Genomic DNA, 24,996 nt, shown 5'->3' on the forward strand with positions numbered 1-24,996 from the left:
CCAAACAAGCATCTATGCGGACGCGTATCCGCTGATGACAATAATGACTGCCTGCACCATACGCGCTTTATCTTACCCAAGCACGGATGCTTGGTACAGCAATGGTAAGTCAGTTGCAGCAGGTGTGTTAAATGTCCCACTCAACAAAGTTTTTGAGCAGTTGCAAGCCTGCGGTATGGCTCTTTTCGGGGTGGAACTGGGTGGCGAACAGATTGTCTTTTAATACACTTGCGCAAAATGGCTGCCCATAGTCGCACACCGCCGCGACAATGCTGCTGTCCTCAGGCGCACAATAATAGCTGTGTACAAAGTAAAAATGACTGTTGTCCTCAATGTTTTGCCATAGCGGGTGCGCGCTGTCCATCTCGCTCACGGTATTCCAGCCGATGTGTGGGACTTTAATCGTATCCCCTGCCGCATCGCGCCATGTCGGGTCAAAGGCTAACACCTCACCGCCCAAGATATCGAGGCACGGTGTGCCGCCATTTTCTGCCGAGCTGGCAAACAGTGCCTGCATACCCACACAGATGGCGAGTACAGGCTTATTAAACACCGCGTCTTTTACCACCGCATCAATGCCCGCCTCGCGCATGCCCGCCATACAGTCACGCATCGCGCCGACCCCTGGAAAGACGATTTTATCCGCGGCGGCGACCACTTTTGGGTCGTTGGTCACAGATACTTCTGCGCCCACGACGCTTAGCGCCTTACCGACTGAGTGCAGGTTGCCCATGCCATAATCGAGTACCGCGACTTTGACCGTTTGAGCCATTAGAGCGCCTCCTTGGTCGATGGCAAGGTGTTCAGCGCACGCTCATCGTATTCGCACGCCATACGCAGGGCGCGGGCAAAGGCTTTAAAGATACTCTCAATCTGGTGATGGCTGTTTTTGCCCTTTAGGTTGTCCAGATGCACGGTCATCCACGCATGATTGACAAAGCCATAAAAGAATTCGCTAAACAAATCGACATCAAAGCTGCCGACGTGCGAGCGGGTAAACGGAATGTCCATGTGTAGTCCTGGACGCCCTGAAATATCGACTACCGCGCGTGACAGTGACTCATCAAGCGGCGCATAATAGTGCCCGTAGCGGCGAATGCCTTTTTTATCGCCGAGCGCTTTGGCAAATGCCTGTCCGATGGTGATGCCCGTGTCTTCCACACTGTGATGGTCGTCAATATGCACATCGCCTGTACATTTGACATCAAGGTCAAACAGACCGTGGCGCTTGATTTGGTCGAGCATATGGTCCAAAAACGGCACGCCCGTATCAATCACCCCTTGACCTGTGCCGTCAAGATTGACCGTACAGCTGATTTGCGTCTCTGCGGTATCGCGGGCAACGGTGGCGACACGCGCCGCACGACCGTGTTGGTGGGCTGGCGTGGTAGCTTGGGGCGTTTGGGTAGAAGAAGCAGGGGTATTGGCTGTCATAGCGACCTTCTATAGCTAAAATGGCGAAAAATAAATGTCATTCATCATAGCAAACCCCAACGCCGACCGCCACGCTACGCGCGTAACTGAGGCGCAAATTTGCGCAATTCTGCTAAAATAGCCCTGCCCTGTTTTTTTGACCTTGTGTTTTCTGTCCTTAGGAGCTGTCATGCCATTAGAAGCGCGCCCCATCACCCGCCTAGATGCGCCCATCATCAAAAAGCCCAGCAGCCCCAATGAGCTGCACACCCGCTTACAAGCGCTCTACCAGCACAGCCACCCTGACGCGCCTGAGGCGTTAGATGTCATTGCTACGAGCTTTCATCGCGGTGGCTGTTTGTATGTCGGGATGTTTAATGACAAGCCCATCGCGGCGCTCGCCTGCTTTAATGACGGGCAGACCGATGCCAAGCGCTTGCAATATTTAAGCGTGCATCCGCAAAATGAAAATCGCGGTATCGAGGGCAAACTCATTAAAATGGTTTATGACGCCGAAGTGCGCCGTGGTACACGCGAGTTCATCCCCGCCGAGCCATTGATTCACCAAATCATGAGTGAATACGATTTGCTGCGCGTAAAGAGCTAAGTCGTCCAAAATGGCGCAAAAACCAACTATTTTGACCTTTTTATAAAAAGTCTGGCAAAAAGGGTTGACACAGGCGCGGATATTTAGTTTAATAGCGACCTCAACGAAGACGGCTCGATAGCTCAGTCGGTAGAGCAACGGATTGAAAATCCGTGTGTCGGCAGTTCGATCCTGCCTCGAGCCACCATTCGTTAACAGATATGAAAAAACCCCAAATGCTTCGGTATTTGGGGTTTTTTTATGCGTGTTGGTTTTGCCTTTGCTACATCGCTTTTCGGCGGTAACGTATTTTGCACACAGTCGGCACAGAGTTGGGGTGTTTTTTATTATCCGCGCCTCGCTATACTGGGCTATCTGTCACAAGGATACACTCATGCGCGAATTTGATTACGATCTGGATTATAAAAACCTCGACCTGCGCGCGCAGCCTGAGCTGTATCGTGTCGGACGCGGTGAGCAGGGCGTGTTGTTGGTCGAGCCGTACAAGTCAGAAATCTTGCCGCATTGGCGCTTTGCCACACCTGATGTCGCACAAGAGAGCAGCGATGTTATTTATCAGATGTTTTTGGATTATTTGGCCGATGATGATTTTGTCGGCGCGGATATGGCGCGTAAGTTTTTGCAGATGGGCTACACCCGCGCCCGCCGCTATGCCAATCATAAAGGCGGCAAAAAGTACAAGGGCGCAGTGCCTGACGATAAAAAAGGACAAAGCGGCGCACATGGACGCGAAGAGCTGCCACGTCAAGAGGAAGACCCCATCAAAGCCGAATCGGCACGCATCTTTAAGGAAAAATGGGACAAGTGCCGCGAAAACCAAACCTATTTAGACATGAAAGATACGCACCGCGAGCGTTATAAAGACGATGGATAAGCGCGGTTTGTTATTTGGCAAAACGCAGCAGCACCACGCCGAGTAAGGTGGTAAAGGTTGAAAAGACTTTCATTAAATTCAGCCGCTCTTTTAGGAAAAACACCCCAAGCAGTAACGCAAAGACGATGCTGGTCTCGCGTAAGGCTGTGACCAATGCAATCGGCGCTTGCGTAAATGCCCAAGTCACGATGCTGTAGGCGATAAAAGACGCGCCGCCACCGAACCAAAAGGTTTTGCGCCCTTTGGTGACGATGGTTTTTAGCGCCGCGCGTGCACCAACGCCCAAATAAGCGCCCATCAGCAAACCGTTACCGATGGTCAACCAGCTATAAAACCCAAGCGACGTGCCAGCAAGACGTGCGCCAAGACCATCAATCAAAGAGTAGCTGGCGATAAACAGACCTGTGGTTAAGGCGAGCCGTGCAGCTTGTGCGTTTTGTTGCCCGTCTGATTTTCTGACCAAGGCAAGGCTGATGATACCGCCGCCAATAATCAAAATGGCGAGCGTCTGTAGCATATCGAGCTGAACGCCCAAAACGACCACAGAAAACAGCGCAACAATCAACGGCGCGGAGCCACGGGCAATCGGATAGACTTGGGTTAAATCGCCTTTTTCATAGGATTTTAGTAAGAACAGCTGATAGCCAAAATGCAGCAAGATACCCGCCGCTAGGTATGGCATACTGGCAAGCGCAGGCATGGGAACGAAGAATAAAACCACCACGGCAATGGGCATGTGTCCCAAAACCACCGCCCCCATGCTGACTTTTTTATCAGCACCGCTTTTGACCAATGCGTTCCACGCAGCGTGCAGAATCGCCGCGCCAATAACGGCAAAAAACACCAAGGTACTCATGAGCAACATCCTTATTTTTATGAGACAGTAGACGTCATGGTCTACGTTTTTCGCTTTTTTAACGCTCATCACGACGAGACAAAATAAGTCATTTGTTTGATGAGTGATAACAGCCACAATCAATAATACGCCAAAACAACGATGGATGACCAATAATGACAATAGATAATAAACAACTGTTAATGTTTGATTTTGATGGCACGCTGATTAATAGTGTGCCTGACCTCGCTGCCGCCACCAACGAGATGCTGCAGCAGTTGGGGCGCGAGCCGTACCCACTGTCGACCATTGAAGGCTGGATTGGCAATGGCTCACGCATGCTGGTCGCGCGCGCGCTAAGTGGTGAGCGTATCGTCAGTGAGACGCTCGCGCCGAGTGAGATTGATGACGCAGAGGCGATATTTTTAGAGGTGTATGCCGCGCATGATGTCAGCCAGACCACGGCTTATCCCGATGTGGATACAGGACTTGCTCAGCTCAAGCAGGCAGGCTATACGTTGGCGCTGGTGACCAACAAGCCGATACGCTTTGTGCCGCACATCTTAGAAGCGCTTGGCTGGCAAGCGCATTTTTCTGTGGTCATGGGCGGCGACAGTTTGCCGCAAAAAAAGCCTGACCCCGCCCCATTACATCATGTGTGCGAGACGCTACAAATCTCGGCGGATAAAGCGCTGATGATTGGTGATTCGGTCAATGACATCTTGGCAGGTCAACGCGCGGGCGTCGATACGGTTGGCGTGACTTATGGCTACAATTACGGGCAGCCGATTAGCGAGAGTCAGCCGACCTATGTGTTTGATAGCTTTGCTAAACTGACCGCGTGGCTATTGTCTGATGACCTAATCCTATAATTTTAAAATAAAACTAGGCACCGCGATAACTGAGCGCCTCCGATAAGTGGGCGCTTTGTACTTGTGCGCTGCCTGCCAAGTCAGCAATGGTGCGTGCCACACGCAGCACGCGATGATAGCCACGCGCCGATAGGTTGAGGCGCTGCTGTGCCATTTGCATGAGTTGTTGCTCTCCGCTACCGAGCACCACATAATTGTCCAGCTCGGTTGGGCTAAGCTCGCTATTGGCTTTGTTTTGTCGCGTGTATTGCTGGATATTGGCTGCTTCGACGCGGGCGCGCACTTGCGCCGATGGTTCGCCGCCTTGCTGGTTTTGTAAGTCGCTGACAGGCAGCGCAGGCACGGTGATGTGCAAATCAATCCTATCCATCAAGGGGCCTGACAGCTTGTCTTGATAGCGCTTAATCTGCTCAGGACGACAGCGGCAACGCCCCGACGGGTCACCATCATAGCCGCAGGGACACGGATTCATAGCGGCAATCAGCTGAAAGTTGGCAGGAAAGGTCAACTGTGCATTGGCACGACTGATGGTGATGTTTTTGGACTCTAGCGGCTGGCGCAAGACCTCCAGCACCGTGCGGTCAAATTCGGGTAACTCGTCCAAAAACAGCACGCCCTTATGCGCCAAAGTAATCTCTCCTGGGCGAGGACGCGAGCCGCCACCGACCAGCGCCACCGCCGATACCGTATGATGCACTTGGCGAAACGGTCGGCTGCCGTAGCAATAGTCACTATCTGCGACCGAATAGGTGCTCGCGACCTCCAGCGCATCTTCAGCGGACAGCTCAGGCAAAATGGTCGGCAGCCGTGACGCCATCAGCGTTTTACCTGAGCCTGGTGGTCCTACGAATAACAAAGAATGCCCGCCAGCCGCCGCAATCTCTAGCGCACGGCGAGCATGGTGCTGTCCTTTGACATCGGCTAAATCGACATTGTAACTGGCGCGCCTTGACACATTGCTCGGCGTGATGGTCGGCAGTACATCCGCCGCATCATCGTTTGCGCGTAAATGCTGACAGACCGCCTGCAAACTCGGTGCGCCAAGTACCGTGATGTCCCCAGCGAGGCTCGCCTCTTCGCCATTATCCGTCGGTACGACCAGCGCCCGCGCGGTGTCCTTTTCTGCGCACAGCGCCCGCGCCACTGCCAGACTGCCTGTTACAGGGCGCACATCGCCGTTTAGTGCCAGCTCCCCCATAAATTCAAACGCACGCAAGCGCTCAAGCTCCAGCTGTCCACTGGCGGCCAAAATCCCAAGGGCAATGGGCAAATCAAAGCGCGCCCCATCTTTGGGCAAATCAGCGGGGGCAAGATTAATCGTCAAGCGTCTGTTTGGAAATTGAAAGCCTGAATTGATAATTGCCGAGCGCACGCGGTCTTTGCTCTCACGCACGGCAGCGGCAGGCAAGCCGACAATGGTCAAGGCAGGCAGCCCTTGAGACAGATGCACTTCAATGATGACTTGCGGCGCGTGCAGCCCAACCACTGAGCGGGTATAAACTTGAGCAAAGGACATAACGACAACGACTCCAAAGGGTAGATGCCTTGATAATAAAAGATATTCTATAAGCGTGCAAATGTTGTGTATTGTGCTAGATTTTTGGTGGACATTATTTGTATTTAGACCGCATTTGTTTTTATATTATCCATAACAGATATACCTACTTTTAATAGGGATTTGGTATAATAAGCGCGCTGTCATGCTCGCCAGTAGCGTAATGGCGGCATGATGGTTCGTATTTGATTAGAGCATGTCTTTATTTTAAAAATGGCGATAAAAATGAGATAAATCGCAGGCAAATAAGGAAAATAGCGCAGGTAATATCAAGATATTGACCCGCTATTTGACACCGTTTGCCGAAGGTTTAGCCATTTTTAGCCTATTTAGTCACGGACGTTTGAATTGAAGACACGCCCTATGGTTCAATAAGGAGTGGCTATGCACCCACAATCCCCGCAAGACTCAAGCGCGAGCGCAATTGACGCGCCCACCACTGTCCGCCCAGTCGCGGAGATGCCCAACCCTTATGCCAAAGCGCGCAGCACCGCTATGCCGCCGCTGCGCTTCGATGCCGAGCTTATCCAGACCTACAATACCGCCGCGCCGCGCTATACCTCTTACCCCACCGCGCTAGAGCTTGCGCCGATTGAGGACACGCTCGAGGCGGACATCTTGCAGCAGCGCGAAGCACACACGCCGCTGTCGCTATATTTTCATATCCCGTTTTGTCGCCACCTGTGCTACTACTGCGCGTGTAATAAAATCATCACTAAGAAGAACAGTGACTCAGGCGACTATCTTAACTACCTGCTCAAAGAAATTGAATACAAACGACGCCTGCTAAAAGCGCCAAACGGTGCGGACAAACCTGTGGTCAAGCAGCTGCATTTGGGCGGCGGCACCCCGACGTTTTTAAGCGATGATGAAATGGTCACGCTGTGGGAGTATTTACAGACGCAGTTTGAATTTGTTGATGACCATGAAGGCGATTATTCTATCGAGATTGACCCGCGTGAGCTGGGCGCGCAGACCTTAGCGACTTTGCGCCGTTTGGGCTTTAACCGCATCAGCCTTGGCGTGCAAGACCTCGCGGATGAGGTACAAATCGCGGTCAATCGCGTGCACGATGCCGAGCAAATCGAAAGTATTATTCAAGAAGCACGCAACTTAGGCTTTCGCTCTATCAATATTGACCTGATTTATGGCTTGCCCAAGCAAACGCCCGCCTCAATGCAGCGGACGATTGCGCGTATTATCGAGATGGCGCCCGACCGCTTATCGGTATTTAACTACGCGCACTTGCCTGAGCGTTTTAAAGCGCAAAAGCAAATCAAGGATGCCGACCTACCGAGCCCCAGCGACAAGCTCACCATCCTTGGCAACACCATTGACCAGCTTGGCGCGGCGGGCTATCAATATATTGGTATCGACCATTTTGCCAAGCCTGATGACAGCTTAGCGGTCGCGCAGCGTGCGGGCAAACTGCACCGCAACTTTCAGGGCTATACCTTGATGGGCGATTGTGATTTGATTGGTTTTGGTGTCTCGGCAATCAGCCAAATCAGCACCGCCCGCAATCGCTATATTTTGCAAAACGCGACCGATTTACAAGACTATCAGCAGCGTATTGATGCGCTATCAGGCGCGCGGATGCCCGCTGTTAAAGCGATTAAGACCTCGATTAAAGACCGTCTGCGCGAATACGTGATTATGAATCTATTGTGTCACGACTATATTGATTTTAAAGACGTGAATCAAAAATTTGGGATTGATGCGGTGACGTTCTTTTTGGATGAAATCCAGCAGCTCGGCGCGATGCAGCGCGACAAGCTCGTGGATATGGACGCGGCGGGTATTCGCATTTTACCCAAAGGTCGCCTGCTGGCGCGCAATATCGCTATGGTGTTTGATACCTATATGCAGCAAAAATACCCTGAGCGTTTTTCTAAAGCCATTTAATAAAAAAGACCCATAGCGGGTCTTTTTTTCTACTTACTATTTAGCCTTTAAACTTATCACCGACCATGCCTTTGACGGTGCTCAAAATATCGGCGGGGATGACCACGGTTTTGGCATTGTCCGATTCTGCCAGCTCGCGGATGGCTTTGATGTACTGCTCACCGAGCAAGTAGATAATCGGCATTTCTTCTTCACCCATGGCGCTACTGATGAGGCGAATCGACTCTTCTGAACCTTTTGCCAACACCACTTGCGCTTCGGCATCACGGCGTGAGGCTTCTAAGCGACCGTCAGCTTCCAAGATTGCCGCTTGTTTTTGACCATCAGCACGCGTGACAATCGCTCGGCGTTGACGCTCTGCTGCCGCCTGCTCTTCCATCGCCATTTGCATGGTGTCAGACGGGTTAATGTCTTGGATTTCGACCGTTTTTAGCGTGATGCCCCAATCGGCAATATCTTCTGAGATGGCATGTTTAAGTAGCGCTTTGATTTGGTCGCGGCTTGAGAGTGCATCGTCCAAATCCATCTCACCGATAATCGAGCGTAAAGAGGTCTGTACCAAGTTGCGAATACCGTGCGCGTAATCCTCGATACCGTATACCGCCTTATCGGGACGCATGATATTAATATAAGCGACGGCATTGGCAATGATGACCACGTTATCACGGGTAATGACTTCTTGCGACGGAATGTCCAGCACGATGTCTTTGGTCGTCACTTTATAGGCAATTCTATCGATAAAAGGAATGATCAGGGTCAAGCCAGGTTCTAAAGTCTGATTGTATTTACCAAGGCGCTGGACAATCCATTTGTACCCTTGCGGTACAATACGCACACTTTTAAATACCGTAAAGGCGACCAAAGCCACTAGCACCAATAGCACGATACTGCCGCCGCTCAGACTCTCTAATATACTACTCATAACGCTCTCCTTATGCCATGACGATTAACATCACGGCAAGGCAGTCGTCTCAAAGGGATACTATCTTGAAAACCGCCATTGGTTGTTAGAATTTGACATTACTTATCCGTAAATTTCTTGTTAAGACGTACACTGTCTAGGCTGGGCTTTTCCAAATGCAGTTTGCTCGTACTGGCTTTGGGTATATTCGGGGTCATATCAGAGGCGCTTGCCATCGCCGAGGCAGTCAGCTGTTTGGTCAATGGCGCTTGTTTGGTTGCTGCTACGCTCAGCTCGTTACCGCTGATACCCGTCACCACGACCCGATCACCCACCTCGACCACGCCCTCGTCAATACGGCAAAGCCATTCATCATCGCCAAAGATAGGCACGCTAAAACGTACACGACCCGAATGCGCTGCTGTCGGCTTGACCACAATCATCCCTGTCTCACCGATGATTTCACTATCGCCTGATATTGTCTTGCGGCGATTTATAGACAAGGGCTTGGCGTACTTTACCCAAGCAAACATAAATACAATCGAAAGCACCAGCCAGAGGATTACTTGAACAAGTAAAGAGATGGGTAGCAGCCATGATAGTGCTGCGACAATGACTGCCGCCGCGCCAAACCAAAGGCTGGCAAACGTCGGTATAAATATCTCAGCAATCATCAGTAAAAAGCCAAGTACCAGCCAATGCCACGGTTCGATCATATAAAGCAAGTCCATAAGTGCCCGCCTTTTGATAAGCTATTGATTTAATATAGCATATTTTATTTATAGCCGTTCAAAGCGCTTCACGAATACCGTGTGTTTATTGTATGTTGGCGGCCAGATTTTATAAGCAAAAAAAACGACCACATGATATGATCGTTTTTTTATCTTCGCTTTAGCTAGATAGCTATAGGCTTAGAATTTTACGTGCGCGCCCAAAGTGATGCCAGTTGCGTCTAATTCATCACCGTCACCAATATCAATAGAAGGATAAATATTGTACATTGCTTCTACAGATGCCATTGGAGTGACGCTATAACCCAAACCCAAACCACCAGCAATACCAGAGTCTGAATAGGTCTGCTTATCACTGATTCCTACAATTTTGTCTGTATATTCTGCTTCTGCCTCGTTTTTCGCTATACCTAGACGGCCTTTAGCATACAAACCAGTGTTTGGAAATACATAATTAAGTGTGCCATATAAGCCATATACATCAGCACTGTATTCTGACTTTTCAAAAGTGTCGTTAAATACTTCTTCTGTAGTCGTAGTGAGGTACTCAGCTTCAACACCTAAAGTAGGCGTGAACTGATAACCTGTATAAAACCCATAAGAAGTAGCATCTTCAATATCATCAGACACATCGCCATCAGGCATATACTGACCAACTTTAGCACCAACATACGCTTGACCATTGGTATAAGAGACCGCAGCTTGTGCGCTCATGGTCATTACTGAACCTAACAGCAGGCTAACTAAAGCTTTATTCAAAAGTTTCATAACTATTCCTTAACACATAAAACACAAGAACCATGCTAGGTCATAAGACCATCAGCATTACCAACCACCAATAAGCGCAGTATTATAACGAGATATACACAAAAGTACACAACTATTTTTCATAAAAAGTAAAAGGCAAAAAAAAACGACCACATAATGTGATCGTTTTTTGATGGACTTATTGCTATATGTTTATAGCATTAGTCTTAGAACTTTAGGTTGGCACCGATAGTCATTAGGTCTTTATCGTTACCCAACATGTCATATTCCGCTTCAACACCGAAGTTAGGATTCACGTTGTAACCAAGGCCCACACCGCCTGCTAGGCTGGTATCGTCTGACTCATAGCGTGAGTTCAATGCAGTGGTACCCTCAACTTCAGTTTTCGCAACACCAAGTTTACCTTTGGCATAGATGCCTGTGTTTGGTAGTGCGTAGCGATAAGTACCGTAAGCACCGTAGGTCTTAGCATCGATATCGCCGCCACGGAAGTCTGCGTCGTCTGAGCCGACGTATTCAGCTTCCATACCAAAGTTTGGATCAAAGTTGTAGCCTGCAACCACACCATATGCGGTTGGGTCATCTGCGCCGTCTACGTCTACATCGAACTGACCTACTTTTGCGCCGACGTATGGCTGACCAGTGTAGCCGTTACCATAAGAGACGGCCGCTTGTGCACCTACAGTCATCAATGAACCAGCAGTTAGGGCAAGTAATGTTTTTTGTAGCGTTTTCATCGTCATCTCCTTAAAATCAATTTGGACAGGCAAGTAGTTTTGTATGAAGTATCTTCCTATCGTCTTGCCTGCTAACGATGAGTACATAGTAACAAATCGTGTCAGAAACACTGTCAGCGTTTGATGGTATGCGAGTTAAGTTTTGCAAGGATTCATCAGTGGCAGCGTTACAAAGGTAGAGATATGAAACCTTTTGTTACAAGTGGCGGTTTCGTGCAATACTTCCTCAATCATTGTAAATATACTCTCCCCTCTGCACGCAATTTTGAGTGAAAGGAATGCCTGTTATGCAAAATAGCAACCAGCAAAAGCTGCACGCGGCGCTAAGTGCGCTACAACAACAAGACCAATACCGCACGTTGCCCATGCTGCATCATCAAGGGCGACACGTCATCGTCGATGGGCGACCCCTGCTCAATATTGCCAGCAATGACTATTTGGGGTTGGGTATGGACAGCGCGCTACAGCGGACGTTCTTTGATCAGTTGCATCAAGCGGACAGTCTGCCTAAAATGAGCGCCACCTCATCACGGCTGTTGACAGGCAATGATAACGAGCTGATGGCGCTAGAGTCGGATCTTGCTGCTTGGTATGAGCGCGCCGCGACCGATACCAAGTCGGCGCTGGTGTTTAATAGCGGCTATCATGCCAATATTGGTATCCTGCCTGCTTTGACCGCGCTGCCTGTCCCAACGCTGATTTTGGCGGACAAATTGGTGCATGCCAGTATCATTGATGGTATTCGTCTGTGCCAAAACCGCGCCTGCCATTACCGCCGCTATCGGCACAATGATGCGGCGCATTTGGCTGAGCTTATCGCGCAAGCAGGGGCAGAGATTGAGCGCATCATCATCGTGACTGAGAGTATTTTTAGTATGGATGGAGACCGCGCTGACCTAGCAGCATTGGTGGCACTGAAGCGCAGCGACAGCCGTATTGAGCTGTACGTGGACGAAGCACATGCTGTTGGTGTGTTGGGTGAAACAGGGCTTGGCTTGGCAGAAGAGACGCAGACTTTAGCCGAGATTGATTATTTGGTAGGCACTTTTGGTAAGGCATTTGCCTCAGTGGGCGCTTATCTGTTTTGTACAAAAGACATCAAAGCATGGCTGATCAATCAGATGCGTCCGCTGATTTTTAGCACCGCACTACCGCCAATTAACCATGCATGGACGCGCTTTATTTTAGCCAAAATGCCGCAGTTGCAGCACAAGCGCGCGCACTTGGCAGACATCAGCCAACGATTGAGCCAAGCTATTCCGCCTGCGCATCAAGTCAGCCAGCCAGCACCGCAGCATTATCAATCGCCGATTATCGCCTACGTGCTTGGCGACAATGCAGCGACGGTCGCCAAAGCCAAAGCGCTGCAAGCAGCAGGCTTTTACGCGCTGCCCATCCGACCACCGACTGTGCCCAAGCACAGCGCACGCATTCGCTTGGTGATGAATGCCTGCGTCAGTATGGACGACTGCCAACACCTTATCAGTCAGTTATAACGCTTTGTAAGGACTCCACCTATGTGCCCAGCCCCTGCTTCAATGAGTGCGCGTAAACAGCGTATTGCGCAGCACTTTGCTCATGCCACAAGCTATGAGCAGCACGCACACATTCAGCAGCATGTCTGCCAGCGGCTACTGGCTCAGATACAGAGCCGTACCCCTGCGCGCCTGCTTGAAGTGGGCGCGGGTAGCGGGCAGCTCACGCGCCTGCTAGCGGCGCATCTGACAGCGACAGCGTGGCATATCAATGAGCTGAATGATGCCTCACGCCCATCATTACAGGCGCTTTTGCCGCACGCAGTCTTGCACATCGGTGATGCGGAGACGATAGATTTGGGTACTGCTTACGACCTTATCATCAGTGCCAATGCCATTCAGTGGTTTGACCAGCCGTTATCATTTGTTACGCAGTCGGCGGCGCGATTGAATATCGGCGGGCAGCTGCTGTTTAGCACCTTTACGCCCAATAATTTTATGCAAATAAAAACCTTGCTTAATCAAGGACTGCATTATCCAAGCCTTTTAGAATGGGAGTCGGTGCTACGTAGCGCAGGATTGACCGATATTAAAATACAAACCGAGCGCTTTGAGGTGCCGTTTGCCAGTCCTTATGCGGTGCTCAAACATATGAAGCTGACAGGTGTGTCGACCAATACCCTTGATACGCCTTTTGTATGGAATAAGGCGCGTCTTGCCACGTTTACCCAAGACTACTGGGCAACGTTTGGGCAAGTCGGCGCGGACAACGCGCCTTACGTGCCACTCACTTATGAGATACTGACTGTGAGCGCGAATAAGGCTTAGTTTTTTTATTGTCTACGCGGTTTTAAATCAGCACTTTTAGATGATTGGTTTGCAAATACTGCGCATAAAAAAACGCACCCCGAAAGGTGCGTTTTTTGTCTGACATAATAAGTGCTAAGACTTATTTTTTGTCGTCATTGACTTCGGTAAATTCAGCATCGACCACGTCGTCATCAGCTTGGGCATTGTTGTTGCCTGCTGCGTCCGCGCCTTGTTGGAACTGGCTTGGATCAACGCCGTCAGCGCCTGCGCCTGAGTCGGCGTAGATTTTTTGGCTGATTGGCAAGAAGGCATTGTCTAGTGCTTCTAGCTTGGCTTTGATGTCGTCAGAATCGTCTTCTTTCGTTGCCGTTTCTAGCTCGCTAATCGCAGTCTCAACGCTTTGCTTTTCGTCGTCAGTGACTTTGTCGCCTGCGTCTTTAAGCGCTTTTTGTACCGCGTGGATACGACCGTCTGCTTCGTTGCGCGCTTGCGCAAGATTTGCAAACTTCTCATCTTCTGCTGCGTTGGCTTCAGCGTCACGTACCATTTGCTCGATTTCGTCATCTGACAAGCCTGAGTCTGCTTTGATCTGGATACTTTGCGCTTTGCCTGTACCTTTGTCTGTCGCTGAGATGTTCATGATGCCATCAGCGTTGATGTCAAAGGTCACTTCGATTTGTGGCATGCCACGTGGTGCTGGTGGAATGTCGGTCAAGTCAAAGTTGCCAAGCAGTTTGTTTTGGCTCGCCATCTTACGCTCGCCTTGGTAGACCTTGATAGTTACCGCAGGCTGGTTGTCTTCAGCGGTTGAGAATACCTGTGATTTCTTGGTAGGAATCATGGTGTTTTTCTCAATGATTGGCGTCAGTACACCGCCCATGGTTTCGATACCTAGGGTCAATGGGGTCACGTCAAGCAGTAGTACGTCAGTTTTGTCGCCAGACAATACTGCGCCTTGAATCGCTGCACCAGCGGCGACCGCTTCGTCAGGGTTCACGTCTTTACGTGGCTCTTTGCCAAAAATGTCTTGTACTTTCTTTTGCACCAGTGGCATACGCGTCTGACCACCGACCAAGATAACGTCATCGATTTCGCTTGGGCTTAGACCTGCGTCTTGCAAGGCAATTTTGCAAGGCTCAACCGTGCGCTGTACCAACTCTTCAGTCAGGCTTTCAAGCTTTGAGCGGCTGATGGTGATGACCAAGTGCTTAGGACCACTGCTGTCTGCAGTGATGTAAGGTAGGTTCACTTCAGTGCTTTGTGCGCTTGATAGTTCGATTTTTGCTTTTTCAGCGGCTTCTTTTAGACGCTGCATGGCAAGCGAGTCACCTTTTAGGTTAACGTCTTGCTCTTTTTTGAACTCGTTGACCAAGTAATCAATCAATGCTGAGTCAAAGTCTTCGCCGCCTAGGAACGTGTCGCCGTTGGTTGCGAGTACTTCGAACTGCTGCTCGCCGTCAACGTCTGCAATCTCAATGATTGATACGTCAAAAGTACCACCACCCAAGTCATATACCGCGATAGTACGGTCGCCTTGCTTTTTGTCCATGCCGTAGGCAAGGGCAGCAGCGGTCGGTTCGTTGATGATACGTTTTACGTCTAGACCGGCGATTTTACCCGCATCTTTGGTCGCTTGACGCTGTGAGTCGTTAAAGTACGCAGGTACGGTAATGACCGCTTCGGTAACGGTTTCGCCAAGGTAGTCTTCAGCGGTCTTTTTCATCTTTTTCAAGATTTCTGCAGAGACCTGTGGTGGCGCAAGTTTTTTACCGTTGACTTCAACCCACGCATCGCCGTTGTCGGCTTTAGCGATTTTGTAGGGCACCATGCCGATGTCTTTTTGTACCACTTTGTCATCAAAACGGCGACCAATCAGACGTTTGATGGCAAATAGGGTATTGTTCGGGTTGGTTACCGCTTGACGCTTTGCTGACTGACCCACTAGGGTTTCGTCGTCTTTGTAGGCCACGATTGATGGTGTGGTACGTGCGCCTTCAGCGTTTTCGATGACTTTGACTTTATCGCCTTCCATCACAGCAACGCATGAGTTGGTAGTACCAAGGTCAATACCAATCACTTTACCCATAATCAATTACTCCTAACAACTATTATCGTTAATGTTTATATATAGTGCCGTTCGCTACCGACTACCATCAACGAATGACGGTGGGGGTGCGATTGTCTTGGCATCTTTGACCGTGTGCGGTCACTTGTTGCTTTATATCGGTTTCATGGGGTGTTTTTTCAAGGCAACACCCCTGCAAAAATTCGCTTTTGTGTGAATATTTGTGAATATCCTTAGTTTTTCTAAGGATTAACGCGTCACCCTTACTGACCGACCTGTACAAGGGCAGGACGCAGCAGGCGACCGTTTAGGCTATATCCCTTTTGTAGGACGGTGCCTACCACATTGGCTTCTGCGTTGGGGTCAATACCGACCGCTTCATGCAAATCTGCGTTGAACGTCTCCCCTTTTGGGTCAACCACGTCGATGCCATTTTTGCTAAGCACGTTGAGCAGGGCTTTGTGCGTCAGGCGCACGCCTTCTGTGACCGCATCTTCGCCGTCTGCGCTGTCGATAGCACGCTCTAGGTTATCGACCACTTCTAGCAGCTCTTTGGCAAATTTTTGCAGCGCAAATTTTTTGCTTTTGTCCGCTTCTTGCTCCATACGCTTTTGTGCGTTGTAGGCTTCGGCGTTGGCGCGGGCGGTGTGCTCTTTGGCTTGTTTGACTTCGCCTTCTAGTTCAGCGATACGCGCTTCAAACGCTTGCAAGTCGACGTCATTTTTGATGGTTTCGTGCTCGCCGTTGTTGGCTTTTGGGTCAAACTCATCAATCGTTTCTTCTAAGACGCTGCTGTCACGCTCGACGTTGCTGTGGGCTGGCTGGTGGTCTTGGGTATCAAACTCGTGGTTCGGGGTTTGTTCACTCATGGTAGCTCCTTAGATTCTTTATAATAACGATGGACACTCAACAAATCAGGTCACATCTGGTGACCTGCGCTATGTAGCATCTTCATCAAATAGCGTGCACCTGTCCGTTGATAATTGGTGAATCAGGCGGGGTAGCTGTTTGATAAAGGTAACGTCGCAAAATTTCAAGCCCCAAGCCCCAGAAAATTTACCGCAAAACCACACATCACTTGCCAATCAAGCATAAACCCTTAGCGGCATTGTGTTTTTGTTGGCAAAAAAATACGGCAGGTTTTATAAAAATACGGTCAATAGTCGTCTTTCGATTGTCGGTGTTGTTTATTATTCTTTTGATTTTAATGTAAAAAACAGGACAAAGTGACTGATTTACAGATAAGCTGTCTATCACTGTCTTTTAGGTTTTGTTAATGTTGGTTGTAGAGTATTGATACTGACCTGACGCATGACACAGTGAACGACAGTATCGATCAATCGTGTGCGCTTATGTCGTTTTGTGGTTGTCGGCACACGAGTCACCGAATGTTTTTGTGGTTATCAAACAGTAAATTATCCAATAATGCAGATAGGAGGCAGTTATGCCACAGACCAGTTATGAACTCACCGTAACAGACAACAAGACCGCAGAAAAAATCACCCAAGAAGGCGGCAATGTCCAAGGGGTAAAGTGGATCAATATCAATGCAGACAAAGGCACGATTGTGGTCACGCATGGCGAAGATTATGACGAAGCGGCGTTTAAGTCCATCGCTGGATTGTGATTGGGCACGCCCCTGCTGACGAAAACCACTCATTTGAGTGGTTTTTTTGTGCCTGAGGAAAGTGATAACAAGGCGGCTGGCACTGGCAATACGGGCTGCGCTAGCCAATCGGGCGCGGTGACCTCTATACGCTTGGCAAGCTGGGGCAAATGCTGGGTCGACACCGCAGGAAAAAGATGGTGCTCCATGTGATACAACAAATTAAAAGTAAAGAGGTTGGCAAGCAGTCGGCGCTCGCTGCGCGCATATACTTCCTCATCGCAATCATGATGCACGCTCCAGACCGCAAAAAATCCCACCAAGGTATTGGCAAGCAGCATCACCAGCACGTGATACACCAAAACCGTCGGTGACCACAGCAGCGCGCTGGCAAAAATACTGATAGTAATCAGCATATCTAGCGCCACTTGCAAGCGCGTGCGTCTGCTGCCATGCGTCAATCCATACCACTGGATACGTAGCGAAAAAATCCCGCCACCGATAATCGCCTGATACCACGGCAAGCGCGCCCAGTTGCCCTCGACATCGCTTGCGCCCAGTGGGTCGCGGTGGTGATTGAGGTGCGTCTTTCGTATCGCGTGCGTGCTGCACAGCATGGTACTGCTCAGCACATACAGCATGAGATTATTAAGCACTCGCCCTACGCCTAAGGTGTTGTGATAGGCATCATGCGCTTGGCGCAAGGCGGCGGTAAAAAACAAAAACGAGCCTACGAGCGCGGGCAGCCACCAGCCTTGATGGGCGCACCACCATGAGAACAAGAAAAACGGAAACGGCAATATCAGATTGTACGCCACCTCAAGTGGGCTTTGCTGACACAAATCTTGCCAAACAATACGGGATAATGAAGGATGACGCATAGTGTTCTCCTTGATTTATTTTTATTCCATAATTTCTGTAAATACAGAAATAACAGATGATAGAAATGCCAAATTATTGTGATAAATCCGTCCTAACATAATGCTTGATACTGAGTCGCTTGGGTTACTGAGGTTTTGGCTGTTGAGACTTTGATTGTTGAGGCTTAAATATACGCGGCGCTACTGGGACGCCGCGCGCTTAAAACTGCTGTCGTATTATAAACCTTACCTTATCCGTGCCCGCTTATTAGTCGCTTTGTTCACGCAGGGCTTCTGCGATGGTTGGCTGCAAAAAGCTGTAGCCACTGTCCTCTAATGCCTTGGGCAACACCTTTTGCCCATCGACCAGCAAGGTTGCCATTTCACCGAACATCAGCTGCAACAGTGAGCGCGGCAAGGTAAAGACAGTCGGACGATGCAGCCAGTGCCCCACTGCTTTGGTAAATACCGCATTGCTGATCGGGTTCGGTGCGGTAAAGTTATAAATCTGCGCGTGCGGCTTAGCATCAGCGGTCTGTGCCAGTTGCTGCTCCAGCACGAATATCAAGGCGGCGACCCAATCCTCACGGCTAATCCAGCTCATGATTTGTGTGCCGTCTCCGAGCTGCCCGCCCAGTCCAAGTTTAAACGGCGGTAGGAGCTTGCCGAGCATACCGCCACTTGGGTGGATGACCACACCAGTACGTATGAGCGCCACGGGGACGCCAAGCTCTGTTGCCTTTGTCGCCAGCTGCTCCCACGCCGCGCACAAACGGTGGGCAAAATCCTCTTCAAAGCTGCTGTCCTCAGTCAAGGGTGTGTCCCCTTGCGTACCATACCAGCCAATGGCTGAGCCGCTAATGAGGCAGGTTGGTTTGTGACTGCTGCGCGCAATAAAGTCCAACAGCGCTTGGGTGGGCTTGATACGGCTGTCCATCAGCTGCTGTTTGCGCTCATCGCTCCAGCGCTTGTCAGCAATGCCTGCGCCCGCAAGATTGATAATCACATCAAACGCGGCATCAGTGTCTTTGAGCGTATCGTAGGACATCAGCTGTACGTCATGTAGATGCGCTTGCTGGGTGTTTCGCGTCAGCCACGTGATGTCTATTGGCTGGTCTTTTGTTTGATAATAGGCGAGCAGCTGTTTGCTGAGTGCTGTCCCTAAAAATCCCGAACCGCCACTGATAAGTACCTTCATTGTCCTGCTCCTTTATCGATTTTAATGCTTATTTTCTTTTATTTTTACAGGGTTTGACGCTAGGTACTGTGTTTGTTTTGTTCTTAGCGCGGCGTTCTGTGTATGTGTTTAGCGCAGCAGTTTGCGGATATTTTTACCCGTTTTTAGTACCTTTTTTAAAATGGCTGTTGGCAATTTGAGCATCTCAGTTGACCATGTGGTAATGGTGTCAATAAATACGAGGGTATCTTTGATGCGCGCGCGCACCTCGGGGCGCTCTTTGGCAAAGTCAGGTGCATCCACGAGCTGCTGTAAAAAGGTCACCGTAGGCGCAAGCTCGCGGCGTTGGCGCTCCATGACGATGGTGCGTGCCAGCGTCCAGACATCAAGCTCGGTGGTAAAGTGGTCGCGGCGGTCGCCTAAAATGGAGACTTTTTGCACCAAGCCCCAGTGCTGCAGCTCTTTGATACTGGTCGATACGTTGGAGCGCGCCACCCCGAGTGTCTCGACAATCTCTTCGGCGTGCAGTGGCTTGCCTGTAATGTATAGCAAGGCATGAATCTGCGACATGGTGCGATTGACGCCCCAGCGCGAGCCCATCTCGCCCCAATGCAAAATAAACTGTTCGGTGATGGGGCTAAGTTTCATGATGTCATCCTGTTGGTGATTAGCAAGTCATTATTAGCTTGCCGTATTCTTTTATTTCTGTCAATACAGAAATTATTAAAATAAAAAGTGCCGTGCGGTGGCTGACGGCTTTGACAATCATAACTTGATGGATGAACAAGACAATGGGCTGCTAACGAATCACCGCGCCTGTGACTGCATCACGGATTTGGCTTGGTAACTCGTAACCTAAGGTGTCGCCTTGTAGGTAGCGTACTTGCGGCGCGTAGTCACTGTGCGCAAAATAGGCGCGCGCCTCAGCTAAGGTCTTGGCAGGTGGCAAGGTCGCGGGATTGCAGCTAGTAGAGACCAAAAAGCCGTAAGGGTTGTGCTCACTGACCAGTGCCGCACACAGCGACTTGACCAGCGGGTGATCAGTCACACGTACTGCCACACTGTCGTGCGCGCCTGTGACCCATGCAGGAATGCCTACAGGCAGCGTATCGGTGATGGGTAGCAGCCAAGTATTGGCTTGGCGCTGGGCTGCGCCTTGTTGTGGTTGCCAGCTGCTGCTGATGCTGGCACGCTGCTCAGGCGTCAAGCCAGCCAGTAGTGGCGCGATACGCTCGATATCATCGGTGACCAGTATCATGCCTTTGGCCTTTGGGCGGGCTTTGATGGCAAGAACGGTCTCAACAGCGTCCTCATTAAAAGGGTCGCAGCCGATGCCCCACACGCTTTCGGTGGGATAGGCGAGCAGATGCCCTGCCCGTAGCCACGTGGCGGCTGTTGATACCTCATGGATGACGGACGCTGCGTCCTCAGATAACTGTGCCTTGTGCATGATACTCATCTCAACCCTGAAAAGACCCACTTGGGTCGTTGAACCATTTGCTACCCGCTAGTGTAGCATTGTTTGAGCACAGGCTTGTAATGACAGCAGACAAGTTGCGACCAGAAGCGCAAGACTATACGCGACTGTAGCGCCCGCCTTGAGTCTGAATCATACCGAGCAGCTCAAGCTCCATCAACAGCCCAATCAATGTCGGCGGCGCAAGCTCGGTCGCGACAACCAGTGCATCCAAATCTTGACCGTGCCAATCAATATGCGCATACAACGCTGTCAGATGCTCAGGCACATGGGTATCTGTGGTAGGCAAAGCAACTGCTGGTGGTGTGGTCGTGGCTACCACAGCGGTGGGTACTGCAGCTTGGCGCGTGACTGCTTGCGGCGGATGATATTGCGTTTGCAGGTCCTCAATGATGTGCTGCGGATGATAAATGAGTGTCGCACCTTCACGTATCAGATGGTGGCAGCCCTCGGCATTGACATTATCAATATGGCTGGGCACGGCAAAGACTTGTTTGCCTTGCTCGTTGCTCAGGCGCGCGGTAATCAGTGAGCCACTTTTGCAAGCGGCTTCGGTAACGATGGTCGCTTGCGCCAGTCCCGCCACCAAACGATTGCGGCGCGGAAAGGTGTGCTTATTGGGCGGCGCGTTGGGCAACAGCTCGCTGATGACCACCCCACCCGACTCGACGATTTGCTTGACCAAACGGTCGTGATGACTGGGATAACACACATTGATGCCCGTCCCCATGACGCCGACGGTACGCCCTTGATACTGCGGCTCATGTTGCGCCAATGCCCCTAGATGCGCGCGAATGTCCACGCCCACCGCAAGACCACTGGTAATCACGTAACCTGCCTGCGCCAAATACTGCGCCATATCAAAAGTGGTCTTTTGCGCGTGCGTGCTTGGTTTACGACTGCCGACAATGGCAAGCTGCGGCTGGTGTAGACGCTCTACATTGCCTTTATAAAACAGCACGGGCGGCGGGTCATATATCTGCTTGAGCTGGCGCGGATAGGCGGCATCGTCGATAAACAGCAGCCGATACTGCTCTTTATTGAGCGCGTCTTGTACCTCGTCAATAAAAGCAGACGTGTGCGCCTCTTGATGGCGCTTTACGTGGCTACTATGAATATGCAGCTGCTGCCATGCGTGGCTGCTTGCGTGTAGCGCCGCATGGGCACTGCCAAAATGCGTCACCAGCTTGTGGTACGCACTGAGTGAGGTGTTCACGCGCTGCCACAGCGCCACAATGGCGCGCTGGGCTTCTGAGAGTTCAAGAGACATGGCGTTTATGAATGAATTATAAATAAGGCGGTGGTAGCAGCTTATCGCCTGCGTTTAAAGGCAGCTCTGAGCTCAGTACATAGGCGTAGCTGATGTTATCAAAGGTATTGAACACCATCACCATACCTGCAGGCTCATCGGGCAAGCGTACAGGGCTGTCATTATCAAACACGTCACGTACCAATGGCCCTTTTTGATAGACCGTCAACACGTCCCCTGGTTTTGCGCCTTGGATTTTGCCCAAGTTAATCGCGACCACACTGCCACGCGCCGCTGAGCTGATAGAGTCCATCACCCGCACAATCAGACCGCCGCGAGTGACATTGGCAGGCGTTGGATAAAATACAGGAGGTATCGAGTCGTCCAGCTCGACGAACACCCGATCGCCTTCGCGCACTTCTTTGTCATAGCTGTCTACCAGCTGAATGCTGCTCACCCCGTTACTGGCGACCGAGGTCACCAAACCTGTTGCCACCTGTGTGGCCTCTAGACCGATGGTCTTTTGGGTGGTTGGGTCAACGTACAGCTCGCCTTTACGGTAGATGCCGTAGCGCTGACCGACCAGTAGTGGGACGCCTTTGGCATAGATTTTATCGCCGCGCGCGGTGATGAGGTTGCGGTTTTTTGACGCCAGCACGTGCGGCGTGGTGTCAAAATCTTTGGGATTGACAATGACTGTCTTATCCAGCCAGTGCTGTATGGCTGACCATGGAATCGGCGGAATGCTGTTGGCTGTCGAGGTGACGGTAACTGCCGCCACCGCTGCGGTGCCCAAGACTTGTTTTTCAATGCCTGCGCAGCCTTCACCCGTATCCACGCCGACCAGCGTCTGACCTTGAATCACGCACAAAATCAGCACGTCACCAGGATAAATCAGATTGGGGTTTTTGATTTGTTTGTTGGTCGCCCAAATCTCTTTCCAGCGCCAAGGACTGTCCAAATAGCGCCCTGAGATGTCCCACAAGGTATCGCCTTTTTTTACAATGTAGCGGTTGGGGGCATCGGCTTTGATGGTGGGTGCAGGGTTATTGGCATGCGCCGCCGAAATCAGCATGGCACTACCAAATATGCCCATCGCAACAGATTTTGCAATACGGCTTAGGCTTGTTTTCATGGTCATATCCATCATCAGTAAAAAGACAGTAGCGATAGCAGGCAGATAAAAGGCACACGCGAACAAGCGGCGCAGGATGGGCGAGTTGCTATCTAAAATAAAGCTACCATAGCACAATATTAAACAACTTTTTACATTAGAGTAACTTAAATTTGCATGAATGGCTGTGATTTTTTACAAAATATAGTCGAGCCACTTAGATGCGTCTAATTCTTTATCCAATAGAATTTATAACGCAGCGTTGAAGCATTATTTGGAGCGGGGTATAAAGAATGGATAGGTATCTTGGACGTATCATTTATCCATAAAAAAGCATCGTTTCACGTGAAACGATGCTTAAATATAAAACAGTAAACGCTACGCTATGACTTAGGCGACTGCCTGTACGTGTGCACGGATTTGCTCAGCGACCAGCTCGGCATCGTTGTCCAGCACCGTGACGTGCTGCGCCAAGTCCTCTAGCCCCTCGGTGTGCGCAGGGCGCGCAATGTCTATCTGTCCGACTGCCTCGGTGATGGTCTCGGCAAACTTGGCAGGCAGTGCAGTCTCAGCGCACACAATGACCTCGCCCACTTGCTGCAAGTCTTTGGCGACTTTGATGCCATCTGCGGTATGCGGGTCAACCAAATCTTGATGCGTCTCATACAAATCTTTGATGGTCGCTAAGCGGTCTGCGTGCGTTGACTTGCCAGCAGCAAAGCCATACTGACCACTGATGGTATCCATCACGTCACTCAAATCAAAGCCTTGACCTTGTTTGACGCCGTCAAACAACTCGTGTACACGCGGCGTGTCTTTTTCGAGCAGCAAGTAGACAAAACGCTCGAAGTTTGAGGCTTTAGAGATGTCCATCGACGGGCTTGAGGTCACATAAGTTTTGTCAGCGGCGCGGGGCTGGTATTTGCCTTGATTAAAAAAGTCGTTCAATACGTCGTTTTCATTGGTAGCGACAATCAAGCGACCAATTGGCAAGCCCATTTCGCGGGCGATGTGTCCTGCGCAGATGTTACCAAAGTTGCCTGACGGCACGCTAAAGCTGACCTTGTCCGCATTGCTGTCAGTGACCGCAAAATACGCCTTAAAGTAATAGACGATTTGCGCCAAGATGCGTCCCCAGTTAATCGAGTTGACGGTACCCAAATCGTACTGCGCTTTAAATTCGGCATCTTGCTGTAAGGCTTTGACGATGTCTTGGCAATCATCAAACATGCCTTTGATGGCGATGTTATGAATGTTGTCATCGGTTAAGCTGTACATTTGTGCGCGCTGAAAGGCGCTCATTTTGCCGTGCGGTGAAAGCATAAACACTTCAATGTTCTCTTTGCCGCGTAGTGCATATTCTGCCGCGCTGCCTGTATCGCCACTGGTCGCACCGATGATGGTAATGCGCTTGTTTTTTTGCTTAAGCACGTATTCAAAGGCATTGCCCAAAAACTGCATCGCCACGTCTTTGAATGCCAAGGTCGGACCGTTTGACAGCTCTAAGACATACAGATTGTCTTCGATTTTGCGTACAGGGGTAATGTCTGCGCTGCCAAAGGTGTCGGCATTATAAGTGCGAGTGATGATGTCTTCTAAGTCAGCGGCAGGGATGTCGGTCGCAAATTTCGACATAATGGCGAGTGCCAGCTCAGGATAGCTGAGGTTGCGCCACTCGCTCAGGGTCGCATCGTCAATCTGCGGATAGGTGTCTGGCAGCATTAAGCCGCCATCAGGCGCAAGCCCCATCAACAAAACATCGCTAAAATCCATGGGCTCGGTTTGACCACGGGTACTGATATATTTCATGGTGTGTCCTATTGGGTGATTAACTTCATTGTCTTGATATCGCTGAGTGCGGACAAGAAGGCATAAGCGTGCTCATAAGATAGCAATCTATACACCCAATGCCAACACACACTTGCTGATATATCCACTTTATCAATAGTGCGGAGCGCAGGCTTT

General features: G+C 50.4%; 24 protein-coding genes and 1 tRNA gene. 8 read left to right on the top strand and 17 right to left on the bottom strand.

The features are described from left to right. Positions 1-127 precede the first annotated feature (127 nt). Positions 128-772: an imidazole glycerol phosphate synthase subunit HisH gene (hisH, locus tag JMW05_RS06095; RefSeq protein WP_201504449.1), complete on the bottom strand. Its 645-nt coding sequence runs from the start codon at positions 770-772 to the stop codon at positions 128-130. Beyond that, a complete protein-coding gene (gene hisB / locus JMW05_RS06100; protein ID WP_201504450.1) occupies positions 772-1,434 on the bottom strand; it encodes an imidazoleglycerol-phosphate dehydratase HisB in 663 nt (220 codons plus the stop codon). Before hisB ends, hisH begins: the two co-directional genes overlap by 1 nt. Positions 1,435-1,603: 169 nt before the next feature. Here hisB and JMW05_RS06105 point away from each other — a divergent pair, with 169 nt between their 5' ends. From JMW05_RS06105 to JMW05_RS06115, 3 genes are all read left to right on the top strand, one after another. Then, on the top strand, positions 1,604-2,020 hold the full coding sequence (locus JMW05_RS06105; RefSeq protein WP_201504451.1) for a hypothetical protein: 417 nt from the start codon (positions 1,604-1,606) through the stop codon (positions 2,018-2,020). 111 nt (positions 2,021-2,131) lie between these two features. Beyond that, a tRNA-Phe gene (locus JMW05_RS06110) sits at positions 2,132-2,207 on the top strand. 186 nt (positions 2,208-2,393) lie between these two features. Beyond that, the gene (locus tag JMW05_RS06115) at positions 2,394-2,894 is read left to right on the top strand and encodes a DUF4385 domain-containing protein (RefSeq protein ID WP_201504452.1); all 501 of its coding nucleotides are present in this window, start codon (positions 2,394-2,396) and stop codon (positions 2,892-2,894) included. A 10-nt stretch (positions 2,895-2,904) separates the two neighbouring features. Here JMW05_RS06115 and JMW05_RS06120 read toward each other — a convergent pair whose 3' ends face one another. Next, positions 2,905-3,750: a DMT family transporter gene (locus JMW05_RS06120; protein ID WP_201504453.1), complete on the bottom strand. Its 846-nt coding sequence runs from the start codon at positions 3,748-3,750 to the stop codon at positions 2,905-2,907. A gap of 155 nt (positions 3,751-3,905) precedes the next feature. Here JMW05_RS06120 and JMW05_RS06125 point away from each other — a divergent pair, with 155 nt between their 5' ends. Beyond that, positions 3,906-4,601 carry a phosphoglycolate phosphatase gene (locus JMW05_RS06125; protein ID WP_201504454.1) on the top strand — a complete coding sequence of 232 codons (696 nt, stop codon included), beginning with the start codon at positions 3,906-3,908 and terminating at the stop codon, positions 4,599-4,601. A 13-nt stretch (positions 4,602-4,614) separates the two neighbouring features. On the opposite strand, the gene JMW05_RS06130 is transcribed toward JMW05_RS06125, so the two are convergent. Beyond that, a complete protein-coding gene (locus JMW05_RS06130) occupies positions 4,615-6,117 on the bottom strand; it encodes a YifB family Mg chelatase-like AAA ATPase (protein ID WP_201504455.1) in 1,503 nt (500 codons plus the stop codon). A gap of 498 nt (positions 6,118-6,615) precedes the next feature. Here JMW05_RS06130 and hemN point away from each other — a divergent pair, with 498 nt between their 5' ends. Next, positions 6,616-8,061, top strand: a complete 1,446-nt coding sequence (hemN, locus tag JMW05_RS06135; protein ID WP_227691548.1) for an oxygen-independent coproporphyrinogen III oxidase — start codon at positions 6,616-6,618, stop codon at positions 8,059-8,061. Between the two features lie 40 nt (positions 8,062-8,101). Here hemN and JMW05_RS06140 read toward each other — a convergent pair whose 3' ends face one another. The 4 genes from JMW05_RS06140 to JMW05_RS06155 all read right to left on the bottom strand — a co-directional run bounded on the left by JMW05_RS06140 (position 8,102) and on the right by JMW05_RS06155 (position 11,198). Next, positions 8,102-8,983 (bottom strand): SPFH domain-containing protein, encoded by an 882-nt coding sequence (locus JMW05_RS06140; protein ID WP_406947456.1) that lies wholly within the window; start codon positions 8,981-8,983, stop codon positions 8,102-8,104. A 98-nt stretch (positions 8,984-9,081) separates the two neighbouring features. After that, positions 9,082-9,693 carry an NfeD family protein gene (locus JMW05_RS06145; protein WP_320158756.1) on the bottom strand — a complete coding sequence of 204 codons (612 nt, stop codon included), beginning with the start codon at positions 9,691-9,693 and terminating at the stop codon, positions 9,082-9,084. Positions 9,694-9,873: 180 nt separating this feature from the next. Next, positions 9,874-10,461, bottom strand: coding sequence for a porin family protein (locus JMW05_RS06150; RefSeq protein ID WP_201504456.1), 588 nt, complete (start codon positions 10,459-10,461; stop codon positions 9,874-9,876). A gap of 206 nt (positions 10,462-10,667) precedes the next feature. Continuing rightward, the gene (locus JMW05_RS06155) at positions 10,668-11,198 is read right to left on the bottom strand and encodes a porin family protein (RefSeq protein WP_201504457.1); all 531 of its coding nucleotides are present in this window, start codon (positions 11,196-11,198) and stop codon (positions 10,668-10,670) included. A 287-nt stretch (positions 11,199-11,485) separates the two neighbouring features. Here JMW05_RS06155 and JMW05_RS06160 point away from each other — a divergent pair, with 287 nt between their 5' ends. Then, a complete protein-coding gene (locus JMW05_RS06160) occupies positions 11,486-12,694 on the top strand; it encodes an 8-amino-7-oxononanoate synthase (RefSeq protein ID WP_201504458.1) in 1,209 nt (402 codons plus the stop codon). A gap of 21 nt (positions 12,695-12,715) precedes the next feature. Then, positions 12,716-13,501, top strand: a complete 786-nt coding sequence (locus JMW05_RS06165; protein WP_201504459.1) for a methyltransferase domain-containing protein — start codon at positions 12,716-12,718, stop codon at positions 13,499-13,501. A 121-nt stretch (positions 13,502-13,622) separates the two neighbouring features. Here the strand turns inward: JMW05_RS06165 and dnaK are convergent, their stop codons facing one another. Next, positions 13,623-15,569 carry a molecular chaperone DnaK gene (dnaK, locus tag JMW05_RS06170; RefSeq protein ID WP_201504460.1) on the bottom strand — a complete coding sequence of 649 codons (1,947 nt, stop codon included), beginning with the start codon at positions 15,567-15,569 and terminating at the stop codon, positions 13,623-13,625. Positions 15,570-15,811: 242 nt separating this feature from the next. Then, positions 15,812-16,417 carry a nucleotide exchange factor GrpE gene (grpE, locus tag JMW05_RS06175; RefSeq protein ID WP_201504461.1) on the bottom strand — a complete coding sequence of 202 codons (606 nt, stop codon included), beginning with the start codon at positions 16,415-16,417 and terminating at the stop codon, positions 15,812-15,814. Positions 16,418-16,992: 575 nt separating this feature from the next. Between grpE and JMW05_RS06180 the strand changes: the two genes are divergently transcribed. Continuing rightward, complete coding sequence (locus JMW05_RS06180; RefSeq protein ID WP_201504462.1) at positions 16,993-17,175, top strand: hypothetical protein; 183 nt, start codon at positions 16,993-16,995, stop codon at positions 17,173-17,175. A gap of 29 nt (positions 17,176-17,204) precedes the next feature. On the opposite strand, the gene JMW05_RS06185 is transcribed toward JMW05_RS06180, so the two are convergent. The 7 genes from JMW05_RS06185 to thrC form a co-directional block, all read right to left on the bottom strand. Continuing rightward, positions 17,205-18,035 (bottom strand): fatty acid desaturase family protein, encoded by an 831-nt coding sequence (locus JMW05_RS06185; RefSeq protein ID WP_201504463.1) that lies wholly within the window; start codon positions 18,033-18,035, stop codon positions 17,205-17,207. Positions 18,036-18,282: 247 nt separating this feature from the next. Then, positions 18,283-19,212 (bottom strand): TIGR01777 family oxidoreductase, encoded by a 930-nt coding sequence (locus tag JMW05_RS06190; RefSeq protein WP_201504464.1) that lies wholly within the window; start codon positions 19,210-19,212, stop codon positions 18,283-18,285. Positions 19,213-19,320: 108 nt separating this feature from the next. Continuing rightward, entirely contained in the window at positions 19,321-19,839 is a 519-nt protein-coding gene (locus JMW05_RS06195) for a GbsR/MarR family transcriptional regulator (protein WP_201504465.1), read from the bottom strand. Between the two features lie 151 nt (positions 19,840-19,990). Next, a complete protein-coding gene (locus tag JMW05_RS06200; protein WP_201504466.1) occupies positions 19,991-20,641 on the bottom strand; it encodes an L-threonylcarbamoyladenylate synthase in 651 nt (216 codons plus the stop codon). A gap of 124 nt (positions 20,642-20,765) precedes the next feature. Next, positions 20,766-21,938, bottom strand: coding sequence for a DNA-processing protein DprA (gene dprA / locus JMW05_RS06205; RefSeq protein WP_201504467.1), 1,173 nt, complete (start codon positions 21,936-21,938; stop codon positions 20,766-20,768). Between the two features lie 16 nt (positions 21,939-21,954). Next, entirely contained in the window at positions 21,955-23,052 is a 1,098-nt protein-coding gene (locus tag JMW05_RS06210; protein WP_201505549.1) for a LysM peptidoglycan-binding domain-containing protein, read from the bottom strand. A 369-nt stretch (positions 23,053-23,421) separates the two neighbouring features. Continuing rightward, complete coding sequence (gene thrC / locus JMW05_RS06215) at positions 23,422-24,840, bottom strand: threonine synthase (protein ID WP_201504468.1); 1,419 nt, start codon at positions 24,838-24,840, stop codon at positions 23,422-23,424. Between the last annotated feature and the right edge of the window lie 156 nt (positions 24,841-24,996).

It is taken from the genome of Psychrobacter aestuarii (genome assembly GCF_904846035.1).
GTDB classification, from domain to species: domain Bacteria; phylum Pseudomonadota; class Gammaproteobacteria; order Pseudomonadales; family Moraxellaceae; genus Psychrobacter; species Psychrobacter aestuarii.

What these genes read in the sequence shown, in the direction of transcription:
- JMW05_RS06105 (WP_201504451.1), top strand. Translation starts at nt 1,604, where the DNA reads ATGCCATTAGAAGCGCGCCCCATCACCCGCCTAGATGCGCCCATCATC.
- JMW05_RS06140 (WP_406947456.1), bottom strand. Translation starts at nt 8,983, where the DNA reads ATGAGTAGTATATTAGAGAGTCTGAGCGGCGGCAGTATCGTGCTATTG.
- JMW05_RS06125 (WP_201504454.1), top strand. Translation starts at nt 3,906, where the DNA reads ATGACAATAGATAATAAACAACTGTTAATGTTTGATTTTGATGGCACG.
- dnaK (WP_201504460.1), bottom strand. Translation starts at nt 15,569, where the DNA reads ATGGGTAAAGTGATTGGTATTGACCTTGGTACTACCAACTCATGCGTT.
- thrC (WP_201504468.1), bottom strand. Translation starts at nt 24,840, where the DNA reads ATGAAATATATCAGTACCCGTGGTCAAACCGAGCCCATGGATTTTAGC.
- JMW05_RS06150 (WP_201504456.1), bottom strand. Translation starts at nt 10,461, where the DNA reads ATGAAACTTTTGAATAAAGCTTTAGTTAGCCTGCTGTTAGGTTCAGTA.
- hisB (WP_201504450.1), bottom strand. Translation starts at nt 1,434, where the DNA reads ATGACAGCCAATACCCCTGCTTCTTCTACCCAAACGCCCCAAGCTACC.
- JMW05_RS06130 (WP_201504455.1), bottom strand. Translation starts at nt 6,117, where the DNA reads ATGTCCTTTGCTCAAGTTTATACCCGCTCAGTGGTTGGGCTGCACGCG.
- JMW05_RS06190 (WP_201504464.1), bottom strand. Translation starts at nt 19,212, where the DNA reads ATGAAGGTACTTATCAGTGGCGGTTCGGGATTTTTAGGGACAGCACTC.
- JMW05_RS06120 (WP_201504453.1), bottom strand. Translation starts at nt 3,750, where the DNA reads ATGAGTACCTTGGTGTTTTTTGCCGTTATTGGCGCGGCGATTCTGCAC.
- hemN (WP_227691548.1), top strand. Translation starts at nt 6,616, where the DNA reads ATGCCCAACCCTTATGCCAAAGCGCGCAGCACCGCTATGCCGCCGCTG.
- JMW05_RS06155 (WP_201504457.1), bottom strand. Translation starts at nt 11,198, where the DNA reads ATGAAAACGCTACAAAAAACATTACTTGCCCTAACTGCTGGTTCATTG.
- JMW05_RS06160 (WP_201504458.1), top strand. Translation starts at nt 11,486, where the DNA reads ATGCAAAATAGCAACCAGCAAAAGCTGCACGCGGCGCTAAGTGCGCTA.
- JMW05_RS06145 (WP_320158756.1), bottom strand. Translation starts at nt 9,693, where the DNA reads ATGGACTTGCTTTATATGATCGAACCGTGGCATTGGCTGGTACTTGGC.
- hisH (WP_201504449.1), bottom strand. Translation starts at nt 772, where the DNA reads ATGGCTCAAACGGTCAAAGTCGCGGTACTCGATTATGGCATGGGCAAC.
- JMW05_RS06195 (WP_201504465.1), bottom strand. Translation starts at nt 19,839, where the DNA reads ATGAAACTTAGCCCCATCACCGAACAGTTTATTTTGCATTGGGGCGAG.
- dprA (WP_201504467.1), bottom strand. Translation starts at nt 21,938, where the DNA reads ATGTCTCTTGAACTCTCAGAAGCCCAGCGCGCCATTGTGGCGCTGTGG.
- JMW05_RS06165 (WP_201504459.1), top strand. Translation starts at nt 12,716, where the DNA reads ATGTGCCCAGCCCCTGCTTCAATGAGTGCGCGTAAACAGCGTATTGCG.
- JMW05_RS06210 (WP_201505549.1), bottom strand. Translation starts at nt 23,052, where the DNA reads ATGAAAACAAGCCTAAGCCGTATTGCAAAATCTGTTGCGATGGGCATA.
- JMW05_RS06180 (WP_201504462.1), top strand. Translation starts at nt 16,993, where the DNA reads ATGCCACAGACCAGTTATGAACTCACCGTAACAGACAACAAGACCGCA.
- JMW05_RS06185 (WP_201504463.1), bottom strand. Translation starts at nt 18,035, where the DNA reads ATGCGTCATCCTTCATTATCCCGTATTGTTTGGCAAGATTTGTGTCAG.
- grpE (WP_201504461.1), bottom strand. Translation starts at nt 16,417, where the DNA reads ATGAGTGAACAAACCCCGAACCACGAGTTTGATACCCAAGACCACCAG.
- JMW05_RS06200 (WP_201504466.1), bottom strand. Translation starts at nt 20,641, where the DNA reads ATGCACAAGGCACAGTTATCTGAGGACGCAGCGTCCGTCATCCATGAG.
- JMW05_RS06115 (WP_201504452.1), top strand. Translation starts at nt 2,394, where the DNA reads ATGCGCGAATTTGATTACGATCTGGATTATAAAAACCTCGACCTGCGC.